A 21194-nucleotide genomic window follows, 5' to 3' on the forward strand; every position below is an offset into this window, starting at 1 on the left:
GCGTCAGTCCCGCTCGGTGACGAAGATCGCGGTGCCGGGGATGAACCGCCCGCGCAGCGGCGACCAGCCGCCCCACTCCTGCTCGTGCCCCTCCGGCCACTCGGGCTCGACGAGGTCGAGCAGGCGGAAGCCGGCCGCGACGAGTTCGCGGACCCGGTCGCCGAGGGTGCGGTGGTGCTCGACGTAGGTGGCGCGGCCCTGCTCGTCCTCCTCGACGTAGGGGGTGCGGTCGAAGTAGGACGCGACGGCGGTGAGGCCCTCGACGCCCGGCTCGTCGGGGAAGGCCCAGCGGATCGGGTGGGTGACCGAGAAGACCCAGCGCCCGCCGGGCCGCAGCACCCGGTGGACCTCGCGCATCAGGGCGGCGGTGTCGGCGCTGAACGGGACGGCGCCGTAGGCGGAGCAGGCGAGGTCGAAGGAGGCGTCGGCGAAGGGCAGCACGGCGGCGTCGGCCTGGACGACCGGGACGGGTGCGGCGCCGCGGGCGAGGTCGATCCGCAGCGAGTGCTGGAGCTGGCGGTGCGAGATGTCGAGGGCGACCGGGCGGGCGCCGCGGCCGGCCAGCCAGCGCGAGCACTGGGCGGCGCCGGCGCCGATCTCCAGGACGGTGCGGCCGGTGACGTCGCCGAGCAGCCGGGCGTCGGCCTCGTCGAGGCCCTCGGGGCACCAGGTGAACCGGTCGTCGCCGAGGAACGCGCCGTGTTCGTCCTGGTACTCGTCGGCGTTGCGGTCCCACCAGTGGCGGCTGGCGCGGCTGCTCTCGCCGGTTCCGGCGGAGCGCCTTACCGCGTCGTCGCCGTCCTCGTCAAGATCAATGGGGTCGGGGAGGGGGGTGCCGGTCACGGTGAGAAGGCCCATCGCGTAGGGTGTCGTCTGCGGAAGCGCCGCTGCCGTGAACCGGTCCGAGAGGTCCGGTGTCCCGGCGGTGGCATCCGGGGAAAGGGTCCTCCCTGCGGCCGCCACCCATCGAGGTGCGCAATCGGAGGATATGGCCTGTTCCATACCGGGCTCCACCGTCTTGCCGTTCTTGGCGTTGACCGTGCCTGGCCGTCCCCGTATGCTACAAGTTGCGCTGCGGGCCTGCGCGCCTCGGACGGAGCAGGTCGCGCTCGCATCTGTCGAAGACCCCACGGTCGCAAGACGGACGCCGATCTCCCGTTGTCACGGGAATCCCGGTGCTCCGTGTTCTTGGCTGTCCGGCTTTCGGTGGGAGCGATACGGGCCCTCCGCGTGGCATTACCTACGACTTTCATGTCCGTACCGGAGCCCTTTTCCTAATGACGAGCCCCACCGACTCCTCCCTCAGCACCACCCCGCAGGTCGCGCTCAACGACATCGGCGACGCCGAGGCGTTCCTGGCCGCGATCGACGAGACCATCAAGTACTTCAACGATGGCGACATCGTCGAGGGCGTCATCGTGAAGGTCGACCGTGACGAGGTCCTCCTCGACATCGGTTACAAGACCGAGGGCGTCATCCCGTCCCGCGAGCTGTCGATCAAGCACGACGTCGACCCGCACGAGGTCGTCGCCGTCGGCGACAACATCGAGGCCCTGGTTCTCCAGAAGGAGGACAAGGAGGGTCGTCTCATCCTGTCCAAGAAGCGCGCTCAGTACGAGCGTGCCTGGGGCACGATCGAGAAGATCAAGGAAGAGGACGGCATCGTCACCGGTACCGTCATCGAGGTCGTCAAGGGTGGTCTCATCCTCGACATCGGCCTCCGTGGCTTCCTCCCGGCCTCGCTCGTCGAGATGCGCCGCGTCCGCGACCTCCAGCCCTACGTGGGCAAGGAGCTCGAGGCCAAGATCATCGAGCTGGACAAGAACCGCAACAACGTGGTCCTGTCCCGCCGTGCCTGGCTGGAGCAGACCCAGAGCGAGGTCCGCCAGACCTTCCTCACCACCCTGCAGAAGGGCCAGGTGCGCTCCGGCGTCGTCTCCTCGATCGTCAACTTCGGTGCCTTCGTGGACCTGGGTGGCGTCGACGGTCTGGTCCACGTTTCCGAGCTGTCCTGGAAGCACATCGACCACCCGTCCGAGGTCGTCGAGGTCGGCCAGGAGGTCACCGTCGAGGTTCTCGACGTCGACATGGACCGCGAGCGTGTCTCCCTGTCGCTGAAGGCGACCCAGGAGGACCCGTGGCAGCAGTTCGCCCGTACCCACCAGATCGGCCAGGTCGTCCCGGGTAAGGTCACCAAGCTGGTTCCGTTCGGTGCGTTCGTCCGCGTGGACGAGGGCATCGAGGGTCTGGTCCACATCTCCGAGCTGGCCGAGCGCCACGTCGAGATCCCGGAGCAGGTCGTCCAGGTCGGCGACGAGATCTTCGTCAAGGTCATCGACATCGACCTTGAGCGTCGTCGCATCAGCCTCTCGCTGAAGCAGGCCAACGAGGCGCTGGGTGCCAACCCGGCCGAGGTCGAGTTCGACCCGACCCTGTACGGCATGGCCGCGTCCTACGACGACCAGGGCAACTACATCTACCCGGAGGGCTTCGACCCCGAGGCCAACGACTGGCTGCCGGGCTTCGAGAAGCAGCGTGAGGAGTGGGAGCGGCAGTACGCCGAGGCCCAGGCCCGCTTCGAGCAGCACCAGGCCCAGGTCATCAAGAGCCGCGAGGCCGACGCGGAGGCCGCTGCCGAGGGTGGCGACGCCGTCGCCGCCGCCGCCGGTGGCTCCTACTCGTCCAGCAGCGACGAGGGCTCCGGCGCCCTGGCCTCGGACGAGGCCCTGGCCGCCCTGCGCGAGAAGCTGGCCGGCGGCCAGAGCTGAGGCTCTGCCCCGCTGGTGCGTGACTAGCGCATAGCGTCACCGATGAACCCCGCTCGGTTTCCGAGCGGGGTTCATTGTTTTTCGACCTTCATTATTTGTTCTTTATCGGGCGAATTTTTGTGATGAGGGGCTCATTGCATACCTATGGGTGATTCGATGAATCGCACCTACCTTGGGAGGAGTTGCCCGATGGGCCGCTCACCCGGCCCCGCACGCTAGGCACCCCCCGCACATGAGCCCTCGCTCCGCCGTGTCCTCCGCTGCCTCCGCCCCTCGCTCCGCCGACCAGCAGGTCGGTGGGCGCCTCGCCGCCCTCGGCCGGTTCTGCTACCGGCAGCGACGCTGGGTACTCGGCTTCTGGGCCGTCGTGCTGGTGATAGGCGTGCTGATCGGCGGGCGGGTCTTCGAGGGCTCGGTGGCCGGCGCCTCCTCCGCCTCCTCCGAGGCGGACCGCGGCAGCGCCGTCGTCACCGCCGCCGACCCGGCCAGGGGCACCGTGACCGCGGTGGTGGACGGCCGGCCGGTGGACGACGCGGCCGTCCGGGACGCCGTCACCCGGGCCACCGCCGAGATCGCCGCCCTGCCCGGGGTCTCCTCGGCCACCGACGCCTACGGCCCCGGCCCGGGCGCCGCCGCGCTTCGCTCGGCCGACGGCACCGCGAGCCTGGTCTCGGTGCGGATGTCCGACACCAGCACCTCCGCCCAGACCACCGCCGTCACCCAGCGGCTTTCCGCCATTCAGAGCGACGTCCGGGCCGAGGGCGGAAAGGTGACCGTCGGCGGGGACCTGGTGCTCCAGGACGAGGTCAAGAAGCAGACCGAGAAGGACACCCGCTTCGGCGAGATCGTCACCCTGCCGCTCACCCTGATCGTCATGGTGCTGGTCTTCGGCGGCCTGGCCGCCGCCAGCCTGCCGGTGATCGGCGCCGTGGCCTCGGTCGGCGGCGCGCTGCTGGCCATGTTCGGATTCAGCCGGATCATGGACATCGACACCAGCGTGCTGCCCATCGCCACCGTGCTCGGCCTCGGCCTGTCGATCGACTACGCGCTGCTCATGGTCAACCGCTTCCGCGAGGAACGCGGCCACGGCGCGACGATCGCCGCCGCCGTCGAGCGGACCGCCGCCACCGCCGGGCGCACCGTCGCCTTCTCCGGACTGACCGTGGCCGTCGCGCTCTCCGGCCTGTTCGTCTTCACCAGCCCGGTGCTCGCCGCCGTCTCGGCGGCCGGGGTGAGCGTCGTGGTGATCGCGGTCGCCGCCGCGCTCACCCTCATCCCCGCGCTGCTGGGCTTCGCCGGGAGCCGGATCAAGGCACCCACGGCGCCCGTCCCCGACGAGGGCTTCTTCAGCCGGACGGTGCGCCGGGTCGGCAAGCGGGCGGTGCCCGTGGCGCTGGTCTGCACGGCGCTGCTGATGGCCGCCGGCGCGCCGTTCCTGCACGCCGACATGCGCAACTCCGGCGCCTCCGTGCTGCCCGCCTCCTCGGCCGGCCGGCAGGTCGCCGAGACGATCGACCAGCGCTTCCCGCAGGCCTCCGCCGCCCCGATCACGGTGGTGGTGGAGAGCGGCGCCGCCGTGGCCCAGGCCTACGCGGACGACGTGGTGGCCCAGCTGCCGGGCGTCAGCGGCGTGCGCGCCGTCACTCCCGTGAGCGACACCGTCTCCACCATCGACGTCCTGGTGCACGGCGACCCGCAGGGCGGGCAGGCCAAGCAGGTGGTGAAGGAGCTGCGCGCCGACCGCGGCGGGCTCACCACCGAGGTGACCGGCGGCGCGGCCTCGGTGGTCGACTTCCAGGACGAACTGCACACCCGCGGGCCGATCGCGCTCGGCCTGGTCGCCCTCGGCACCCTGATCCTGCTGTTCCTGATGACCGGCTCGGTGGTGATGCCGGTCAAGGCGCTGTTGATGAACCTGCTCTCGCTGGGCGCCTCGCTCGGCGCGCTCACCCTGGTCTTCCAGGACGGCTGGTTCAGCGGACTGCTCGGCTTCAGCCCGACCGGCGGTCTGGAGACGTTCATCCCGGTGCTGGTGTTCGCCTTCGCCTTCGGCCTGTCGATGGACTACGAGGTCTTCCTGCTCGCCCGGATCAAGGAACTGCGGGACAAGGGTCACAGCTGCACCCGGTCGGTGGAGCTGGGCGTCCAGCGCAGCGGGAGGATCATCACCTCGGCGGCGCTGCTGATGGTGATCGTCTTCGCCGGCTTCGCGCTCGGCGACATGCTGATGGTCAAGCAGATGGGCATCGCCCTGGCCGTCGCCGTGGCGGTCGACGCCACGCTGGTGCGCTGCCTGCTGGTGCCCGCCGCGATGAGCCTGTTCGGCGAGTTCAACTGGTGGGCGCCGGCCCCGCTGCGCCGGCTGCACGACCGGTTCGGGCTGAGCGAGCACGTGGAGCTGCCGACGATCGCACCGGCGGTGCTGCCCTCGCCGCGGCCCGTCGCGGAGAAGGAGCTGGCCACCACCGCGCCGTAGCGGTTCGGGAGTACCGTGCGAGGCATGCGGATCACCAAGTTCGGACACGCCTGCGTACGCCTGGAGCACGGGGGGACGACGGTCGTCGTCGACCCCGGGATGTTCACCGACCCCGCCGTCCTGGCGGGAGCGGACGCCGTGCTGATCACCCATGAGCACGCCGACCACTTCGAGGAGGCCCCGCTGCGGGCCGCGCTGGAGGCGGACCCGGCGCTGCGGGTGTGGACCAACCCGGATGTCGCCCGGAAGCTGGAGGGGGTGGCCCGGCGGGTGACCGCGGTCGGTGAGGACGACGCCTTCGACCTCGGCGGGATCGGCGTCACGGTGCACGGCGAGTGGCATGCGGTGATCCACCCGGAGATCCCCCGGGTGCGCAACGTCGGGTTCCTCTTCGACGGGCGGCTGTTCCACCCGGGGGACGCGCTGACCGTGCCGCCGCAGCCGGTGGACACCCTGCTGCTGCCGATCGCCGCGCCCTGGACCAAGGTCGCCGAACTGGTCGACTACGTGCGCGAGGCCGGGCCGCGGCAGGTGGTTCCGGTGCACGACGCGGTGCTCAGCACGGCGGGCCTGGCGGTGCACACCCGTCTGGTCGGCCCCGGCGGGCCGGGCACCGGGGCGGAGCTGCGCACCCTGGGCGAGGGGGAGAGCCTCGACCTGGGGTGACCGCGCGGTGGGGTCCGCCGGTAGCCTGGCGCCATGCTGAAGATCGGACTGACGGGCGGCATCGGCGCGGGCAAGAGCGAGGTGTCGCGGCTGCTCGCCGCCCACGGCGCGGTGATCGTGGACTCCGACGTGATCGCCCGCGAGGTGGTCGCCCCCGGTACCGCGGGCCTGGAGGCGGTGGCCGCCGAGTTCGGCGAGGGCGTGCTCGCGGCGGACGGCTCGCTGGACCGGCCGGCGCTCGGCGCGATCGTCTTCGCCGACCCGGAGCGGCTGCGGGCCCTGAACGCGATCGTCCACCCGCTGGTCCGGGCGCGGTCCGCCGAGCTGGAGGCGGCGGCCGCGCCGGACGCGGTGGTGGTGCACGACGTCCCGCTGCTCGCCGAGAACGGGCTCGGCCCGCTCTACGACCGGGTGATCGTGGTCGACGCGGCGGACGAGGTGCGGGTCGAGCGGCTGGTCCGGCTGCGCGGCATGACCGAGCAGGAGGCCCGGGCCCGGATGGCCGCCCAGGCGAGCCGGGCCGACCGGCTGGCGATCGCCGACCTGGTGATCGACAACAGCGGCCCGCTGGAGGAGCTCGCGCCCAGGGTGGCCGAGGTGTGGGAGCGGCTCACCGCCGGGCGCTGACGGCGTCCGCCGCGCGCACCGCGGCGGCGGCGAAGGCGCGGATCATCGGATGGGCCCGGGTGCCGTCGCCGGCCAGCTCCGGCTGGAACAGCGAGGCCAGGAAGAACGGGTGCGTCTCGGCGGGCAGCTCCAGGATCCGCAGCGCCCCGGTCTCGTCGGTGCCGCTGAAGCGCAGGCCCTCCGCGCTCAGCCGCTCCCGGTAGGCGTCGTTCAGCCCGTACCCGCAGTGGTAGCGCTCCACCGTGCGCGGTGCGCCGAGGACGCGTTCGGCCAGCGAGCCGGGCGTCACGTGCACGGCGCCCTCGTGGCCCACCAGGGAGCAGCTGAGCGGCACGATCACCAGGTCCGCCTCGCCGGGGTCGTTCTCGCCGTGCGCGGCGCCGCCGATGCCGCAGACGTGGCGGGCGTACTCCAGCACCGCGTGCTGGAAGCCGGCGCAGGTGCCGAGGAAGGGGATGCGCCGCTCGCGGGCGGTGCGCACGGCGGCGACCGCGCCGTCCTCGCTGCGGTACGGGCTGCCGGGGAGCAGCCAGACGGCGTCGAAGCCGTCGAGCGCGCCGGGGGCGGCGGCCTCCTCGGTGGGGATCCAGTAGGCGTCCAGGACGAGCTGGTCGCGCTCGGCGAGCGCGTCGAGCAGGGCCGGGACGCGGGTATGCGAGCGGACGGCGGTCGAGCGGTCGCCGACCAGGGCGAGGCGGGGGGCTGGGTGCGTCATGCGGCTATCCTGACCGCCGGCGCGGGATCAGCGCCAACGATGATTCCTTACTCCCCGATCAGTGGACGTGATGGCGCGTGGAGCCGCAGCAGTTGCGCACCTTCGTCACCGTGGCCCGGCTGGGCTCGTTCTCCGAGGCGGCCCGCGTGCTCGGCTACACCCAGTCCGCCGTCTCCCAGCAGATCGCCGCGCTGGAGACGGACCTCGGCACGGCGGTGCTGCACCGCCGTCCGGTCGGTCCGACCGGGGCGGGGGCGCGGCTGCTGGAGCACGCCTCCGCGCTGCTGCTGAGGATCGACGCGGCACGGGCCGACATCGCGCGCCTGGCGGGTGCCGCGAGCGCCCGCCTCACTGTCGGGGCCACCCCGTTGGCGCTCGGGGCGCAGGTGGGGCGCGCGCTCGCCGAGGTGCGCCGGGTGCATCCCACGGTGGACCTGACGGTGCGGGTGGTCGCCCTGGACGACCTGCCCGCCGAGGTCGCCACCGGCGCCGTCGACCTGGCGCTCGTCGACGGCCCGGCCGCTCCGTCCGATCCGCTCCCGCTGCCCGACGTGGGCCCGCTCGCCACCGTCGCGGTCGCGGAGCAGCCGCTGGCCGTCGCCCTGCCGGCGGACCACCCGCTGGCCGGGCGCAGCGGGCTCGCGCTCGCCGACCTGTCCGCCGCCCGCTGGCTGGACGCCCCCGGGCTGGCCCCGGGCGGCGCCCGGTTGCGGGCCGTGACCGCCGTCGACGGCTTCCGGCCGGCCGCCCGCTACCTGGGCACCGACGTCCGCGGGCTGCTGGCCCTGGTCGCCGCCGGGCACGGCCCGGTGCTGCTGCCCGCCGCCGCCCTGGCGGGCGCGCCGGGCGTGGTGGCCGTTGCGGTCCGGTCGCCCCGGCTGGTGCACCGCACCGAACTTGTCCACGGCGCCCTGCCGGAGGGGCCGGCCGCGCTGCTGGCCCGTCTGCTGACCGGGGACCCGGACGGGGATCAGCCGACGATGCGGGCGCCGGGGCAGCAGGGGCCGTCGACCCGGTAGCAGACGTAGCGCAGACAGCCCAGGCAGACCGAGATGTTCTCCAGCCGCCAGCTCTGGCCGTGGCAGGTGCAGTCGGCGCGTTCGCGCAGCAGTTCGTCCCAGCCGTCGGCGCCCCCGTTGGCGGCGAAGGCCGCGGCGACGTACGCGGTGGTGGCCGGGTCGTCGTCGGCGGTGCCGCGCCGGGTGGCGTCCAGGTGCCAGCAGTAGAGGGCGAGCAACGCCCGTCCGTCGACCAGGCGGTAGCCGGCCCGGCCGTCGTCCTCCCAGGCCCGGACCAGCCGGGTGACCCGTTCGGGGAACGGGTGCGCGCGGTCGAGGAGGCAGCGGTTGCCCTGCAGCCGTGGCGGGTTGGCGGTCATGTGGTCCCCTTTCCGGGGCCCACGGTAGGGCGTGGCGCCGTGAAGTCCCCGACCGGGGTGGGAGGTTGGTGACGGCTTGTTACGTGCACGTGGTGCCGTCGGCGGGCACCACGCCGTCCAGGAAGTACTGGTCGACGGCCTGTTTGAGGCAGACGTTGCCGGTGTCGTAGCCGCCGTGGCCCTGGCCGCGCAGGGTGACGGTCACTCCGACGCCGGCGCCGAGGCCGTGCGCCATGGCGCGGGCCCCCTCGTACGGGGTGGCCGGGTCGCCGGTGTTGCCGATGACCACGATCGGCGGCGCGCCGGGGGCGCTGACGTCGGGGTGGTCGGTGAGGCCGGCCACCGGCCAGCCCGCGCAGGCGGTCAGCCCCCAGGCGGCGAAGTCGCCGAACACGGGCGAGGCCTGACGGAACGCCGGGAGCTGCTCCTGCACCTGCGCGGCGGTGTAGCGCTGCCGGTCGTCGACGCAGCTGATGGCCCGGTTGGCGGCGAACAGATTGCTGTAGCGGCCCTGGGCGTCGCGGCCCACGTAGGCGTCGGCGAGGGCCAGCAGGGTGGTGCCGGCGCCGCCCTCCAGCGCCTCCTGGAGGCCGACGGCCAGGGCGTTCCAGCTCGCCTCGCTGTAGAGCGCGGCGGCGATCCCGGTGACGGCGAGGTCCTGGGTGAGCGTGCGGCCGCCCTCGGCGGGCAGCGGGGCGGCGTCCAGGCCCTGGAGGAGGGTGGTGATCCGCCGGGTGCCCTGCGCGCCGCCCGGGCCGGTCGGGCAGGCCTCGCCCGCCTGTTCGGCGCAGGCCGTCATGAAGTTCTCCAGGGCGAGCTGGAAGCCCTTGGCCTGGCCGAGCGAGCTCTGCACCGGATCCTGGGCCGGGTCGACGACGGCGTCCATCGCCAGGCGGCCGACGGTGTGCGGGTACAGATGGGCGTAGACGCCGCCGAGTTCGGTGCCGTAGGAGAAGCCGAAGTAGTGCAGCCTGTCATCGCCGAGCACCTGGCGCAGCAGGTCCAGGTCGCGGGCGGCCGAGACGGTGTCGACGTGCGCCAGGACGGCGCCGGAGTTGTCCCGGCAGGCGTTGGCGTACGCGGCGGTGGCCTCGGCGAGTGCCCGCACCTCGGCGTCGTCGTCGGGCGAGGCGTCGACGGCGGCCGTGGCGTCGGTGGCGGCGTCGTCCAGGCAGCGCACGCCCGCGCTGTCGCCGACCCCGCGCGGGTCGAAACTCACCAGGTCGTAGCGGGTGTTGAGGTCGGCGTAGTCCTCGGCGAGGGCGGGCAGGGTGGCGACGCCGGAGGCGCCGGGGCCGCCGAAGTTGAAGAGCAGCGAGCCGATCCTCGGCTGGCCGCCGGTGGCCGGCAGCCGGATCAGGGCGAGGTCGACGCTCCGGCCGTCCGGCTCGGCGTAGTCCAGGGGGGCCTTCAGCGTGGCGCACTCCCAGGGCGCGCCCGGGGCCTGGCCGCCGCCCTGGGCGGCGGACGGCGCGGGGCAGGCCTGCCAGCCGGGCCGCTGGCCGGTGAGCGCGGCGGGCAGCGCGGGGAGGGCGGTGCTCGGGGTGGTGCTCGGGGCGGTGGTCGAGGTCTCGGCCGGGGCCGGGGGCGGGGTCGCGCCGGTGGCGGCGGGGGTGGTCGCGGCGGTGGTCGGTTCGACCTTCGCGGAGGCCGCCATGGGCCCGCTCTGGCACGCGGTGAGGCCGCCGGCCAGCGCCGCGGCCAGGCCCAGCGCTCCGGCGCCGCGTACGACAGGGTGCATGGGGGTTCCGTTCCGAGGGCGCCAGGGGTGGTTCCGCCTCGGAAGCCTAGGCCGGGGGCGGGGGGCCCGCCCGCCGGACTGGTCCGTTCCGGCGTCACCCGGGTGACCGGTCCGCGGCGGGGGTTGCCGAAGCCGGGGTGGCTCGTTGTTCCTGCCGTGAGCCCTGACCCTTCCGCCCGTGGCGCTTGTGAAGAATCGATTCTGCACGCCGGGGGGCGGTCATGACGGACGAGCCTCCGCGCGTCCCCGCGCAGCGCGCCGCCGACGAGGGCTGCGCGGTCGCGCTGGACCTCCGGGTCGAGGTCCGGCCCGGCCTGACCCTCGCCGTCCCCGCCCGGCTGCGCTACCGCGCCGCCGACCCGTACGCCGTCGTCCTCGACAGCCACACCGACCTCGCCACCCCGATCAGCTGGGTCTTCGCCCGCGAGCTGCTGGCCGCCGGTCTGCACGCCCCGGCGGGCCTCGGCAGCGTCACCGTCCGCCCCGGCGAGGCCGAACACCCCGGCTCCGTCCTCATCGCCCTGATCGGCGAGGGCGGCAGCGTCGTCCTGCGCGCCCCCGCCGACCGGGTCCGCGGCTTCCTGGCCCAGACCGAGCGCCTCGTCCCGGCCGGCCGCGAGCGGACCCGCCTCGACCTGGACGGGCTGCTGCGCCGGCTGCGCGACGGCGGCGCCGCCTCACCCGGGCCGTGAGCACACCCGATTACTGTGGGTGTCTGTTTGGCTACCTGTGGGGCGCGGGGGTCGCGCCGCCATCCGTCAGTGCGGCGCTGCGGCCGCCCATGCACACGCCGGGAGAAGACGTGGCGGACAAACGGCTCAAGGCCTGGGGCAACAACCGGGCCGGTCAGCTCGGCGACGGCTCCTGGGCGGCCCAGCAGACCAGGGCCACCAGCGTGCTCGGGCCGGCCGGCGCCCTGCTCGGGATCGCCGCGGGCGGGACCGGCGCGGCCACGGGGCACGGGCTGGCGCTGCTGGCCGACGGCACCGTGCAGTCCTGGGGCGCCAACGGCTCGGGCCAGCTGGGCGACGGCACGGTCTCCGCCCGTGGCGTGCCCGACCTGGTCGTCAACCTCGGCGACGCCACCCGGGTCGCCGCCGGCGGTGAGCACAGCCTGGCCCTGTGCGAGGACGGCACCGTGGTCGCCTGGGGCCGGAACGCCCACGGGCAACTCGGCAACGGCTCCCACGCCGACAGCTGCGTCCCGGTGCGGGTCAGGCGCCTCGACGAGGTGATCGCGATCGCCGCCGGCCTCCACCACAGCCTGGCGCTGCGCGCGGACGGCACCGTGTGGGCCTGGGGTCACAACGTCAACGGCCAGCTCGGCGACGGCACTTCGACCGCCCGCACCGTCCCCGTCCAGGTCTCCGGCCTGGACGGGGTCACCCGGATCGCGGCCGGCGCCAACCACAGCCTCGCCGTGATCGGCGGGCACGCCGTCAGGGCCTGGGGCTTCAACGCCGCCGGCCAGCTCGGCGACAACACCACCATCAACCGCTACACCCCGGTCCACACCCGGGGCGGCTGGTCCGGCGGGGTCTCCTGGATCGCGGCCGGCTGCCACCACAGCCTGGCCGTCACCGGCGGCGACCGCCGCCTCAGGTCCTGGGGGCAGAACACCTCGGGCCAGCTCGGCGACGGCACCACCACCTTCCGGACCACCCCCGTGGAGGTCCCGGGCCTGACCGGTGTGCGGCGCGCGGCGGGCGGGCGCGAGCACACCGTCGTCCTGCTGGCCGACGGCGCGGTCCGCTCCTGCGGCGGCAACGGCTCCGGCCAGCTCGGCGACGGCGGCACGACCGGCAGCAGCACCCCGGTGACCACCCGCACCGACCTGGCCCGGGCCGACCGGATCGCCGCCCCGGTCGGCGGCGACTTCAGCCTCGCTCACTGACCGGGGCCCGGCCCGTCGGAGGCCCGGCTGTCCTGACCACCTGGCCCGCCGGCCGGGGCCTCGCCGTCGGCCCGGACCCCGCCCGCCGGCCGGGGCCTGCGGGGGTCAGCGCCCCGGCGGGGTCTCCGGGCGCAGGGCGCGGACGGCGAACAGCGTGGTGAGGTGCGGCGAGCCGAAGTACAGCGGCACGCTCCCGGTGCGGAAGTAGCCGCCGGCCGGCCAGGAGCCGTCCGGGAGCTGCGCGTCGACGAGCCGCCGGCGCAGCCCGGGCAGGTCCGCGGTGGCGCCCGTGTACTCGCCGGCCAGGACGAGCAGGGCCAGTTCGAGCGGGGTGTCGGCGAACTGGGTGGTGACGTGCTCGACCGCCCGGCGCGCGGGTGCGGCGAGCGCGGGCACCAGGGTGGCGGCCCGGGCGGCGGCGTGCAGGAAGGCCTCGGGGGAGGCGTAGTACCGGGTGCCGGTGCGGGGTCCGGCCAGGTGCTGCTGGACGTGGCGGAGCGTCGCCTCGGCCGCCGGGTGCGGCAACCGGCTTGCGGCGCCGGGCAGATGGAGCGCGAAGAGGATGTTGGCGGCGGTGACGGCGTCGTAGCGCCGGCCGCGCGAGGCCGTCCGGTCGGTGTCCTCCCAGTAGGCCGGTATCGGACCGTCGTCCGGACCGATCCGGGTATCCAGCAATTCCCGTGCGAACTCGGCCTGCTGGTCCGGTGCGAGCAGCCCGTGCCGGACCAGCCCGGAGATCGCGACCGCGGTGCTGTCGGTGTCGGCGGCGAACGGCACGCCGGGCGGGAACATGCGGAACCGGTGCCGTCCCGGCTCGCGGTGGCGGCCGGCCTGCTCGGCCAGCGCGGCCACCAGCTCGCGTTCCTCGGGCCGTTCGCTGCCGGGCCGCAGCAGCGCGAGGCCCCACATCGCGGAGAACCCCTCGTGGTCGGGGTCGAACCCGAGGTCCACCCCGTGCGTGACCAGCAGGCGCCGGCGGGCGTCGGCGCCGCTGAGCGGTGCGCGCAGCTCCGGGTCGACGCCGGGCCTGGCGGACGGCAGGCCTTCGGGCCCCAACGCCCCGTGCAGGAAGCCCAGTCCGCGCCCGACGGCGGCGTCCCACGCTGTTTCCTCGGCGGACATCGCGTCCCGTCCCCTCTCGTTCCCCTGCTCCACAGGCGGGCCGCCCGGCACCGGGCGGCCCGCCCCCCGCCCTACTTCTACCCCGGGCGCGCGCCCGCGCAAGCCTCACCCGGCGGGCGGCCTGCGGAACAGCGCGGTGAGCAGCACGGGCAGCCCGAACAGCCCGGACCCGGGCTCCTGCGGCACCATCGGCCGGATCTCCACCTCGGTGAAGTCGCCGAGGATCCAGCGGAGTTCGTCCGGGGTGAAGGCGAGGCCGCCGTCCAGCCGGCCGGTGCGGTACAGCTCCGCGTCGGGCAGCTCCGAGCCCATCGCGCCGGCCGCGAAGCAGGTCAGGCCGAGGTGCCCGCCGGGCGCCAGGACCCTCTGCAGCAGCGCGAGGTAGCTGATCCGGCGGTGTGGGGGGAGGTGGTGCAGGCAGCCGGAGTCGTACACCAAGTCGTACTGGGGGAGCGGGAGTTCGACGGTGAAGATGTTGCCGTGGTGGAACCGCGGGGCGACGCCGGCCGCCCGGGCGCGCTCGCCCGCCCAGGCGAGGGCGGTCGAGGAGAGGTCGACGGCGTCCACCTCGAACCCGCGCCCGGCGAGGTGGACGGCGTTGCGCCCGGCCCCGCAGCCGAGGTCCAGCACCCGTGCGCCGGGGGCGAGCAGGCCGCGGTCGAGGTGGGCGACGAGGTTCTCGTCGGGGTCCGCGACGAAGAACGGCCGCCCGGATCCGCGGTCGGCGTAGAAGTCGTCCCACCAGTCGGCGGCCCGGTCGGTCCAGCGGTCCGCCTCGGGGGCGAACAGCCCGTCGAGCAGGGCGAGGACGTCGTCGGTGGAGCGCACGGAGCGGTTCAAGGGCGGCCCTTCGGAGGGGGGATCGGTACCGTCGAGCCTAGGTGTTCGCGGGCCGCCGATCACCCCCCGGACAGGCGCCGGGAAAGGGCTTGTGCGGGCGGTGGCGGGTGCGGCCGGCCGGGGTCGGGCGCCTCCCCCGCGGGTGGGGTCCGCCGGTCGCGGGCACCCCGGCGGGGGGCCGGGAAGGGCTCGCCGGGCGGTGCGGCCGGGGTGCCGGAACGGGCCGCGCAGATCAAGGTTCGGTCTCGCTCTGCGCCGGGGCGGGTAGCGTCGGCGGTATGACGGACGGTGTGCTGCGGGTGGTGCTGATCGGGGGGACGTCCCACACCGGGAAGTCGACCGTGGGCCGGGTGGTGGCGGAGCGGCTCGGCTTCGAGTACCGGTCGACGGACAAACTGGCGCGGCACCCGGGCCGCCCGTGGCCGAGTCCAGGCCGGGAGGTGCCGCCGCACGTCGCCGAGCACTACCGCACGCTGTCGGTCGAGGAGTTGATCGCCTCGGTGCTCGACCACTACGCGCGGCTGCGGCCCCGGATCGAGGACCTGGTCGCCCGGCGGGCGGCGGACGCCGACGGGCCCGGCCTGGTGCTGGAGGGCTCGGCCCTGTGGCCCGCCGCGGTGGCCCCGCTGGTCGGCCCCGCCACCGCCGCGCTGTGGCTGACCGCCGGGGAGGCGGTGCTCCGCGAGCGGATCCGGCGCGGCGGGCGGTACGCGGAGGCGGACGAGGACGGACGGCGCCTGGTGGACGCGTTCCTGGCCCGCAGCGTGCGCTACCAGGAGCTGATGTCGGCCGAACTGGACCGGCTCGGGCTGGACCGGCTGGACGCCGCGAGCGGCCGCACCGTCGGCGAGTCGGCGGACGCGGTCCTCGCGGCGCTGGCCGTCAGAGACTCAGGGTGAACGAACCCTCGCCGTGGCGGCGGCCGTTGACCTGGAGCTCCAGCAGGTGCACGCCCGGGTGGTAGCGCCGGGTGCTGATCGGCTTCACGGGGTGCCGGCGGGTGGCCCGCCAGGTCTCGCCGGGGGCGAGGGAACGGGTGGTGAGCTTGAAGACCTTGGGCGTGCGGCCGCCGTTGGCCTTCACGTGGTGCACGACGTAGTCGATGACCACACTGGTGCTCTCGTCATGGGTGTTGGTCACCGCGTACTCGAAGACCAGCTCCTCGCCGAGCGTGATCCCGGCGGTGCGCACGTGCGGGCCCTCGACGGTGACCGGGGCGTCCGGGCGGTGGCCGAGCAGGGCGAGCGCCTCGGGGTGGCCGGCCTTGACGAGGGTGCGCAGGCCGTGCCGGACCAGCGCGAGGGTGGTCGGCGCCGGGTCGGCGAGCCAGCGGGCGGCGGTCCCGACGGCGGTGGCGGGGTGGTCGCGGCTGATGTCGTTGAGGTGGTTGGCGACCGAGCGGCGGACGTACTCCGAGGTGTCCCGGTACAGCGCGTCGAGCAGCGGCACGGCGGGCGCCGGGTCGGCGATCAGCGCCGGGAGCTGCGCCGCCCACGGCAGCCGGGGCCGGGTGCCCTCACTGGCGAGCCGGCGGACGTGCGGGTCCGGGTCCCGCGTCCACCGCGTCATGACGGCGAGCGCGCGCCCCTGGTCGGCGCGCAGGAACGGGCGGACGGCGCTCTCGCAGGTCAGCCGGGGGGTGAGCGCGGCGAGCAGGGCGAGCGCCGGCTCGAAGGCGTCCAGTCCGCGCACGGCCGCCGCCTCGCCGACGGGGAAGGTCATCCAGCCGGTGAACTCCTCGTCGCGCAGGGCCTCGTACAGGACCCGCTCGAAGGCGGGGTAGCCGGGCGGGAGGTCGGCGAGCACGGCGTCGCGGACGGCGGCGACGCGTTCGCCGAAGCCCAGCCCGTCCAGGGCCGCGCCGCACCGGTGGAGGGCGTCTGTGCCGAGGCCGAGGCCGTGGCCGTGGCCGGCGCGGGCCAGGCAGCGGGCGAGCGCGGCGACGGTGTCCGGGTTGAGCATCTCGGCGGCCGAGGGCACGCGGCGGTCTCCTTGGATCTCGGTGGCACGGTGGCGCGGTGGCGAAATGGCGCGGTGGCTACGGACGCTACGCGCTCACCGCCCGTCCGGCACCTCGCCGTGCCGGGCGCGCTCCGCGCCGTCCGGAAGAGGGATGACAGCGGGACCGTGGGTGTGCGACGCTTCGACGCGCGTTCGTCGAACGCGCGCGCGGGGACCCGGGGGTTGCATGACCGAGAACGTGTCGCCGGACGGGGCCCGGCGCCGCCGGGCCGGCGGGGGAGCCGCCACCGGCCGGACGGTACCGCTGCTGCTGATCGGCGGTGGCCTGCTGCTCGCCGCCGCGGCCCTGCGCCCGGACGGCGGCCTGCTGGGGACGCCGGGCGACCCGCCGGTCGCCGGCCTCGGCTACGTGGGGCTGATCGCCCTCGGCTGGGCGGGGATCGTCGGACGGTTCGCCGCGCGCTTCCGCGAGGAGGTCCGCCCCCTGGTCGGTCCGACGCCGCGGGCCGAGCGGCTGCGCGAGGCGGCCGTCGTGCTGCTGGGCGGCGCCGCCGTGCTGGTCCCGGTGCTGATGTTCGTCCTGCACAGCCGCACCCGGCCCGAGCGGGAGGAGCGCGAGGTGGTGGAGGTGCCGCTGCCGGAGATCACCCGCTCGCCCCCTCCGGAGGAGAACGACGGGCCGGCCGACGGCACGCCCCTGCTGGCCCTGCTGCTGTACGGGCTGGCGGCGGTCCTCGCGGTCCTCCTGGTGGTGTCGCTGGTCCGGCTGCTGCGGGGCCTGTACCGCACCCGGCGGCGGCCTCGGCCGCTGCCCGCCGTCGACGGGGTCGCTTCCGAGGAGGACGTCCTCGCGGCGGCCGTCGCCACCGGGCTGCGGTCCCTGCACGGCGCCGACGCCCGGGCCGCCGTAATCGCCTGCTACGCCGCGATGGAGGGCTCGTTGGCGGCGTCCGGACTCGAACGGCGGATCGGCGACAGTCCGGCGGAGCTGCTGGAGCGGGCCGTGGCGGACGACCGCGTCGACCGCGCCCCCGCGTACGCGCTCACCGAACTGTTCCGGGAGGCCCGGTTCTCCTCCCACCCGATGGACGACGGCCACGTCCGCCGGGCCCGCGCCGCCCTGGACACCATCGCCGCCCGCCTGGCCGCGGTGAGCGGCGAGCAGCCCGCCGCCGACCGTCACGCCGCGCCGCCCCGGAGCCACCGATGAACGCCGAGACCGCCCGTCGCACCACCGGGGCGCCCGAGGACGGGCCGGGACGGATCCGGCCCGGCTCCGTCCGGCACAGCCTCGGCGAACTGGCCGTCACCGCCGTGCTCGCCGAGGTGGTGCTCGGTCTGGTCGGCGGCCTGCCGGCGGTCGGCGCCGGAGCGGTCCTGATCGCCGTCGCCGCGCTCCTCACCGGCCGCTACGTCGCCGGCGGCGGGATCCTGGACGTGGGTCTGCGCCGTCGGCCGAGACTGCTGGACGCGCACGAGCCCGGCCTCGCCGACTGGCGCTGGACCGTGCGCCAGGGGCTGGTCCCGGACGGCGACGCCCAGCCGCTGCGCGGCCGGCTCCAACGGCTGTTCGCCGCACGGCTGTCGGAGGCCCACCAGGTCTCGCTGACCGCCGACCGGGACCGGGCCGCGGAGCTGATCGGGCCGCGGCTGTGGCCCTGGATCGACCCGGCCGGCGAGCCCCCGGCGCCGGCCCTCCCGCAGGACGTCCTGCTGGCGCTCGTCGACCGGCTGGAGTCCCTGTAGCGGCCCGGCCGGACCGGACGCGCCGATCCCGCCGACCCGCCGGATCCGGCCGATCGCGCCGGCCCTGTCGTCCGAAGCCGACCGGCTCCGCGTCGTCCTGGCAGTCCTGGCAGTCCTGCCCGCTCTGTCAGCCCTGTCAGCCCGACCAGCCCGACCGGCCCGACCAGCTCTGTCCGCCCGACCAGTCCGATCAACAGGCCGCAGCCGCCCGGCCCGACCGTCCCGTCAGGAGAACCATGACCGCCGTCCCGCAGGCCCCCGCCGACCCGAGCGCCGATCACGCGGCCCTGGACGGGCCCGGCGCGCTGACGCCGCAGCAGGCCGGGGACCGTGCCCGCGCGGTGCTGAAGGAGATCGAACGCGCCGTGGTCGGCAAGCCCGAAGCGCTGCGGCTGGTGATGCTGGGCATCGTCGCCGGCGGCCACGTCCTGATCGAGGACCTTCCCGGCCTCGGCAAGACGCTCCTGGCCCGCTCGTTCGCGACCACCCTCGGCCTGGACTTCCGCCGCATCCAGTTCACGCCGGACCTGCTGCCCTCCGACGTCACCGGCGCACCGTTCTACGACCAGCACAGCGGCGAGATGGTCTTCCGGCCCGGCCCGCTGTTCACCCAGCTGCTGCTGGCCGACGAGATCAACCGCACCCCGCCGAAGACCCAGGCCGCGCTGCTGGAGGCGATGGCCGAGGGGCAGGTCTCGGTCGACGGTGCCACCCGCCGCCTGCCGCGGCCCTTCGCGGTGATCGCCACCGCCAACCCGATCGAGTACGAGGGGACCTACTCCCTCCCCGAAGCGCAGCTGGACCGGTTCCTGCTCCGGGTGCGGATGGGGTACCTGTCCACCGGCCTGGAGGCCGCGATGCTCCGGGCCCGGCTCGACCGGTCCGCGCCGGAGGCGGTGCTCGACACCGTCAGCAGCCCCGCCGAACTGCTCGCCGTGCGGGCCGCGGTCGAGCGGGTCGAGGTCGACGACGACCTCGTCGACTACGTGATCGCGCTCGTCGACGCCACCCGCAACGATCCGCAGATCCAGGTCGGCGCCTCGCCCCGGGGCGGCCTCGCGCTGGTGCAACTGGCCCGGGCCCGCGCGATGCTGGAGGGCCGCGACTACCTGACGCCGGAGGACGTCAAGGAGCTCGCCGTCCCGGCCCTGGCCCACCGCATCACCCTCAAGCCGGAGTTGTGGGTGCGCCAGATCGACGCGGACGAGGTGGTGGCCCGGGTGGTGGCCACCGTCCCGGCGCCGCAGACCCTGCCGCGCGTCGCCGGGACGGGCGCCGGGACGTCCGCCGGGAGCGATGGGGACGGCGCGCGGTGAGCGCGGCCGAGCCGATGACCGAGCCGTTGACCGAGCCGGCCGTCGAGCCGGTGACCGCTGCCGATCCGGTGACCGCCCGCATCGTCGCCCGCAGCGCCCGGGCCTCCGCGGAAGGCCTGCCCGCCACCCCGCCCTCGCCGCACTGGCGCCCCGCCGAGCGGACCCTGCGGCTGCTCACCGTCGCCACGGTCGCCACCGCGGCCGCCCTGGTCACCGGGCACGCATGGCTGCTCGCCCTGGCCGCCGCCCCCGCCGTCCTGCTCGCCCTGGCCGCCCCGGGCGGCAGCCGCCCCGCCGAACTCGCCACCACCCTCGGCGTGGAGCCGCGCCGCTGCTTCGAGGGCGAACGCATCACCGTCCGGATCGCGGTCCGGCACGACGGGCGGACCGGCCCGCTCGATCCCACCATCGCGCTGGGCCCCGGCGTCGTGCTGGAGGCGCTGACCGTACGCCCCACCGGTGTCGACCTCGGCCTGCGCGCCGACAGCTGGGGCCGGTGGAGCCTGGGCACCGTGGACATCGACGTCCACGACGTCGGCTCCCTCGCCCGCCGCACCCTGCGCACCGACCTCGGCACCGCGGACGTCTTCCCGGTGCCCGCGACGGCCCGGCTCACCCCGATCCCGGTCCGGCTGCCCGAGCGGATCGGCGAGCACACGACCCGCCACGACGGCGCGGGCGTCGAGGTGACCGGCGTGCGCCCGCACGTCCACGGCGAACGCCAGCGGCGCATCCACTGGCCCTCCACCACCCGCCGGGGCAGCATCCAGATCAACCAGTTCGCCGCCGAGCGGGCCTCCGACGCCGTCGTCCTGCTGGACACCCTCGACGACATCCACGACCCGGTCACCGGGCTGTCCAGCCTGGACGAGAGCCTGCGCGCGGCCGCCGGACTGACCCGCGCCTACCTGCGCCGCCACGACCGGGTCGGCCTGGTCACGGTCGGCGGCCGGCTGCGCTGGCTCACCGCCGCCACCGGCGACCGCCAGCTCTACCGGATGGTCGAGAGCGTGCTGGAGGTGCGCCAGGACCGCGTCCACCGCGGGCCCGCACTGCCCCGGCTGCCGCTGCCCGCCCTGCCGGGCCACGCCCTGGTCTACGTGTTCACCCCGCTCACCGACCAGCGGATCCTGGAGGTGCTCGGCCGCATCGGCGACCACGGCAACCCGCTGGTCGTGGTGGAGATCCCGGCCGGCGAGCCCGCGGTCGAGCCGGACGACGAGGTGGGTGCGATCGCCCTGCGGCTCTGGCGCGCCGAGCGCGAGGCGATGCGTGCCGCCCTGCGCGGGCGCGGCGTGCCGGTCGCCCGCTACGTCCCCGGCGAGGCCCTGGACCTCGCCCTCGCGCCGTTGCTGCGCCGCCGGATCGCGGGGGGCTCCCGATGACGAACCGGTGGGAGAGGGTCCTCCTGTGCGTCGTCGCCGACGCCCTGCTGCTGGCTTCGGCCGGGGTCGGCGCCGACGACGGCGCGGCCGCCCTGGTCGGGCCGATCGGACTGGTGGCGCTGCTCGCCGTGGCCACCTGGGCCGCCCCGCCGCCGCCCGAGCCGGAACGCCGCCCCACCACCGGGCTCGCCCGGCTGGCCACCCGCCGCACCACCGTGCTGGCGACCGGCTGCGTCCTGCTCGCCGCGATCGGCGAGCCCGGCCTCTGGCGGGGCGCCGCCGTGGCGGTGCTGCTGACCGCCTACCTCCTGCTCGTCGACGCCTTCGGCCCCGGCCGCCGCCGCCCGCACCGCACCCACGCCCTCGCCGCCCTGGCGGCCTCGGTCCTCGTCCTCCCGGTGGCGCTCACCGACACCGGAGCGGGCGAGTGGTCCCGCCCGGTGGCCCTGCTCGGCATCCTGGCGGCCGCCACCGGCCTCGGCCTCGCCCTGCGCTCCCACGACCGGACCACTTGTCGAACGATTAGACAACGGCGCTGGAAGTAGTCGTGGGAGTATT

20 protein-coding genes are annotated in these 21194 nt (G+C 75.2%); 13 read left to right on the forward strand and 7 right to left on the reverse strand.

Annotated elements, in window-relative coordinates:
* Positions 1–3: 3 nt before the first annotated feature.
* Positions 4–858 (reverse strand): class I SAM-dependent methyltransferase, encoded by an 855-nt coding sequence (locus ACFVVL_RS11555; RefSeq protein WP_387673497.1) that lies wholly within the window; start codon positions 856–858, stop codon positions 4–6.
* Between the two features lie 419 nt (positions 859–1277).
* Here ACFVVL_RS11555 and rpsA point away from each other — a divergent pair, with 419 nt between their 5' ends.
* From rpsA to coaE, 4 genes are all read left to right on the forward strand, one after another.
* On the forward strand, positions 1278–2768 hold the full coding sequence (gene rpsA / locus ACFVVL_RS11560; RefSeq protein WP_350543883.1) for a 30S ribosomal protein S1: 1491 nt from the start codon (positions 1278–1280) through the stop codon (positions 2766–2768).
* A gap of 232 nt (positions 2769–3000) precedes the next feature.
* Positions 3001–5244 (forward strand): MMPL family transporter, encoded by a 2244-nt coding sequence (locus tag ACFVVL_RS11565; protein ID WP_387673500.1) that lies wholly within the window; start codon positions 3001–3003, stop codon positions 5242–5244.
* 24 nt (positions 5245–5268) lie between these two features.
* The gene (locus ACFVVL_RS11570) at positions 5269–5910 is read left to right on the forward strand and encodes an MBL fold metallo-hydrolase (RefSeq protein WP_387673503.1); all 642 of its coding nucleotides are present in this window, start codon (positions 5269–5271) and stop codon (positions 5908–5910) included.
* A 33-nt stretch (positions 5911–5943) separates the two neighbouring features.
* Positions 5944–6537: a dephospho-CoA kinase gene (coaE, locus tag ACFVVL_RS11575; RefSeq protein WP_387673506.1), complete on the forward strand. Its 594-nt coding sequence runs from the start codon at positions 5944–5946 to the stop codon at positions 6535–6537.
* Here coaE and ACFVVL_RS11580 read toward each other — a convergent pair.
* Positions 6521–7252 carry a hypothetical protein gene (locus tag ACFVVL_RS11580; protein ID WP_387673509.1) on the reverse strand — a complete coding sequence of 244 codons (732 nt, stop codon included), beginning with the start codon at positions 7250–7252 and terminating at the stop codon, positions 6521–6523. The two genes, coaE and ACFVVL_RS11580, sit on opposite strands and share 17 nt — an antisense overlap.
* 77 nt (positions 7253–7329) lie before the next feature.
* Here ACFVVL_RS11580 and ACFVVL_RS11585 point away from each other — a divergent pair, with 77 nt between their 5' ends.
* Positions 7330–8271 (forward strand): LysR family transcriptional regulator, encoded by a 942-nt coding sequence (locus tag ACFVVL_RS11585; RefSeq protein WP_380290617.1) that lies wholly within the window; start codon positions 7330–7332, stop codon positions 8269–8271.
* Here ACFVVL_RS11585 and ACFVVL_RS11590 read toward each other — a convergent pair.
* Both ACFVVL_RS11590 and ACFVVL_RS11595 read right to left on the reverse strand, forming a co-directional pair.
* Entirely contained in the window at positions 8223–8630 is a 408-nt protein-coding gene (locus tag ACFVVL_RS11590; RefSeq protein ID WP_380290619.1) for a hypothetical protein, read from the reverse strand. The two genes, ACFVVL_RS11585 and ACFVVL_RS11590, sit on opposite strands and share 49 nt — an antisense overlap.
* Positions 8631–8709: 79 nt before the next feature.
* On the reverse strand, positions 8710–10371 hold the full coding sequence (locus ACFVVL_RS11595; RefSeq protein WP_387673513.1) for an alpha/beta hydrolase: 1662 nt from the start codon (positions 10369–10371) through the stop codon (positions 8710–8712).
* Positions 10372–10592: 221 nt separating this feature from the next.
* Between ACFVVL_RS11595 and ACFVVL_RS11600 the strand changes: the two genes are divergently transcribed.
* Together ACFVVL_RS11600 and ACFVVL_RS11605 are read left to right on the forward strand one after the other, a co-directional pair.
* Entirely contained in the window at positions 10593–11063 is a 471-nt protein-coding gene (locus tag ACFVVL_RS11600; protein ID WP_387673516.1) for an SsgA family sporulation/cell division regulator, read from the forward strand.
* 110 nt (positions 11064–11173) lie between these two features.
* Entirely contained in the window at positions 11174–12265 is a 1092-nt protein-coding gene (locus tag ACFVVL_RS11605; RefSeq protein WP_387673519.1) for an RCC1 domain-containing protein, read from the forward strand.
* A gap of 105 nt (positions 12266–12370) precedes the next feature.
* On the opposite strand, the gene ACFVVL_RS11610 is transcribed toward ACFVVL_RS11605, so the two are convergent.
* Complete coding sequence (locus ACFVVL_RS11610; protein WP_387673522.1) at positions 12371–13387, reverse strand: hypothetical protein; 1017 nt, start codon at positions 13385–13387, stop codon at positions 12371–12373.
* Between the two features lie 105 nt (positions 13388–13492).
* Positions 13493–14227 carry a class I SAM-dependent methyltransferase gene (locus tag ACFVVL_RS11615; RefSeq protein WP_387673525.1) on the reverse strand — a complete coding sequence of 245 codons (735 nt, stop codon included), beginning with the start codon at positions 14225–14227 and terminating at the stop codon, positions 13493–13495.
* A 278-nt stretch (positions 14228–14505) separates the two neighbouring features.
* Here ACFVVL_RS11615 and ACFVVL_RS11620 point away from each other — a divergent pair, with 278 nt between their 5' ends.
* Complete coding sequence (locus tag ACFVVL_RS11620) at positions 14506–15126, forward strand: hypothetical protein (RefSeq protein ID WP_387673528.1); 621 nt, start codon at positions 14506–14508, stop codon at positions 15124–15126.
* Here ACFVVL_RS11620 and ACFVVL_RS11625 read toward each other — a convergent pair.
* On the reverse strand, positions 15110–16207 hold the full coding sequence (locus ACFVVL_RS11625) for a DNA alkylation repair protein (protein ID WP_387673531.1): 1098 nt from the start codon (positions 16205–16207) through the stop codon (positions 15110–15112). The genes ACFVVL_RS11620 and ACFVVL_RS11625 overlap by 17 nt on opposite strands.
* A gap of 208 nt (positions 16208–16415) precedes the next feature.
* Here ACFVVL_RS11625 and ACFVVL_RS11630 point away from each other — a divergent pair, with 208 nt between their 5' ends.
* The 5 genes from ACFVVL_RS11630 to ACFVVL_RS11650 all read left to right on the forward strand — a co-directional run bounded on the left by ACFVVL_RS11630 (position 16416) and on the right by ACFVVL_RS11650 (position 21181).
* A complete protein-coding gene (locus ACFVVL_RS11630; RefSeq protein ID WP_387673533.1) occupies positions 16416–17399 on the forward strand; it encodes a DUF4129 domain-containing protein in 984 nt (327 codons plus the stop codon).
* On the forward strand, positions 17396–17935 hold the full coding sequence (locus ACFVVL_RS11635; RefSeq protein ID WP_380295345.1) for a hypothetical protein: 540 nt from the start codon (positions 17396–17398) through the stop codon (positions 17933–17935). The genes ACFVVL_RS11630 and ACFVVL_RS11635 overlap by 4 nt, the downstream gene beginning before the upstream one ends.
* Positions 17936–18171: 236 nt before the next feature.
* The gene (locus tag ACFVVL_RS11640; RefSeq protein ID WP_387673536.1) at positions 18172–19251 is read left to right on the forward strand and encodes an AAA family ATPase; all 1080 of its coding nucleotides are present in this window, start codon (positions 18172–18174) and stop codon (positions 19249–19251) included.
* Positions 19248–20636 carry a DUF58 domain-containing protein gene (locus ACFVVL_RS11645; protein WP_387673539.1) on the forward strand — a complete coding sequence of 463 codons (1389 nt, stop codon included), beginning with the start codon at positions 19248–19250 and terminating at the stop codon, positions 20634–20636. Before ACFVVL_RS11640 ends, ACFVVL_RS11645 begins: the two co-directional genes overlap by 4 nt.
* Positions 20633–21181: a hypothetical protein gene (locus ACFVVL_RS11650; protein WP_387673542.1), complete on the forward strand. Its 549-nt coding sequence runs from the start codon at positions 20633–20635 to the stop codon at positions 21179–21181. Before ACFVVL_RS11645 ends, ACFVVL_RS11650 begins: the two co-directional genes overlap by 4 nt.
* Positions 21182–21194 lie beyond the last annotated feature (13 nt).

The sequence above is a fragment of the Kitasatospora sp. NPDC058115 genome (genome assembly GCF_042884635.1).
Lineage (GTDB): Bacteria > Actinomycetota > Actinomycetes > Streptomycetales > Streptomycetaceae > Kitasatospora.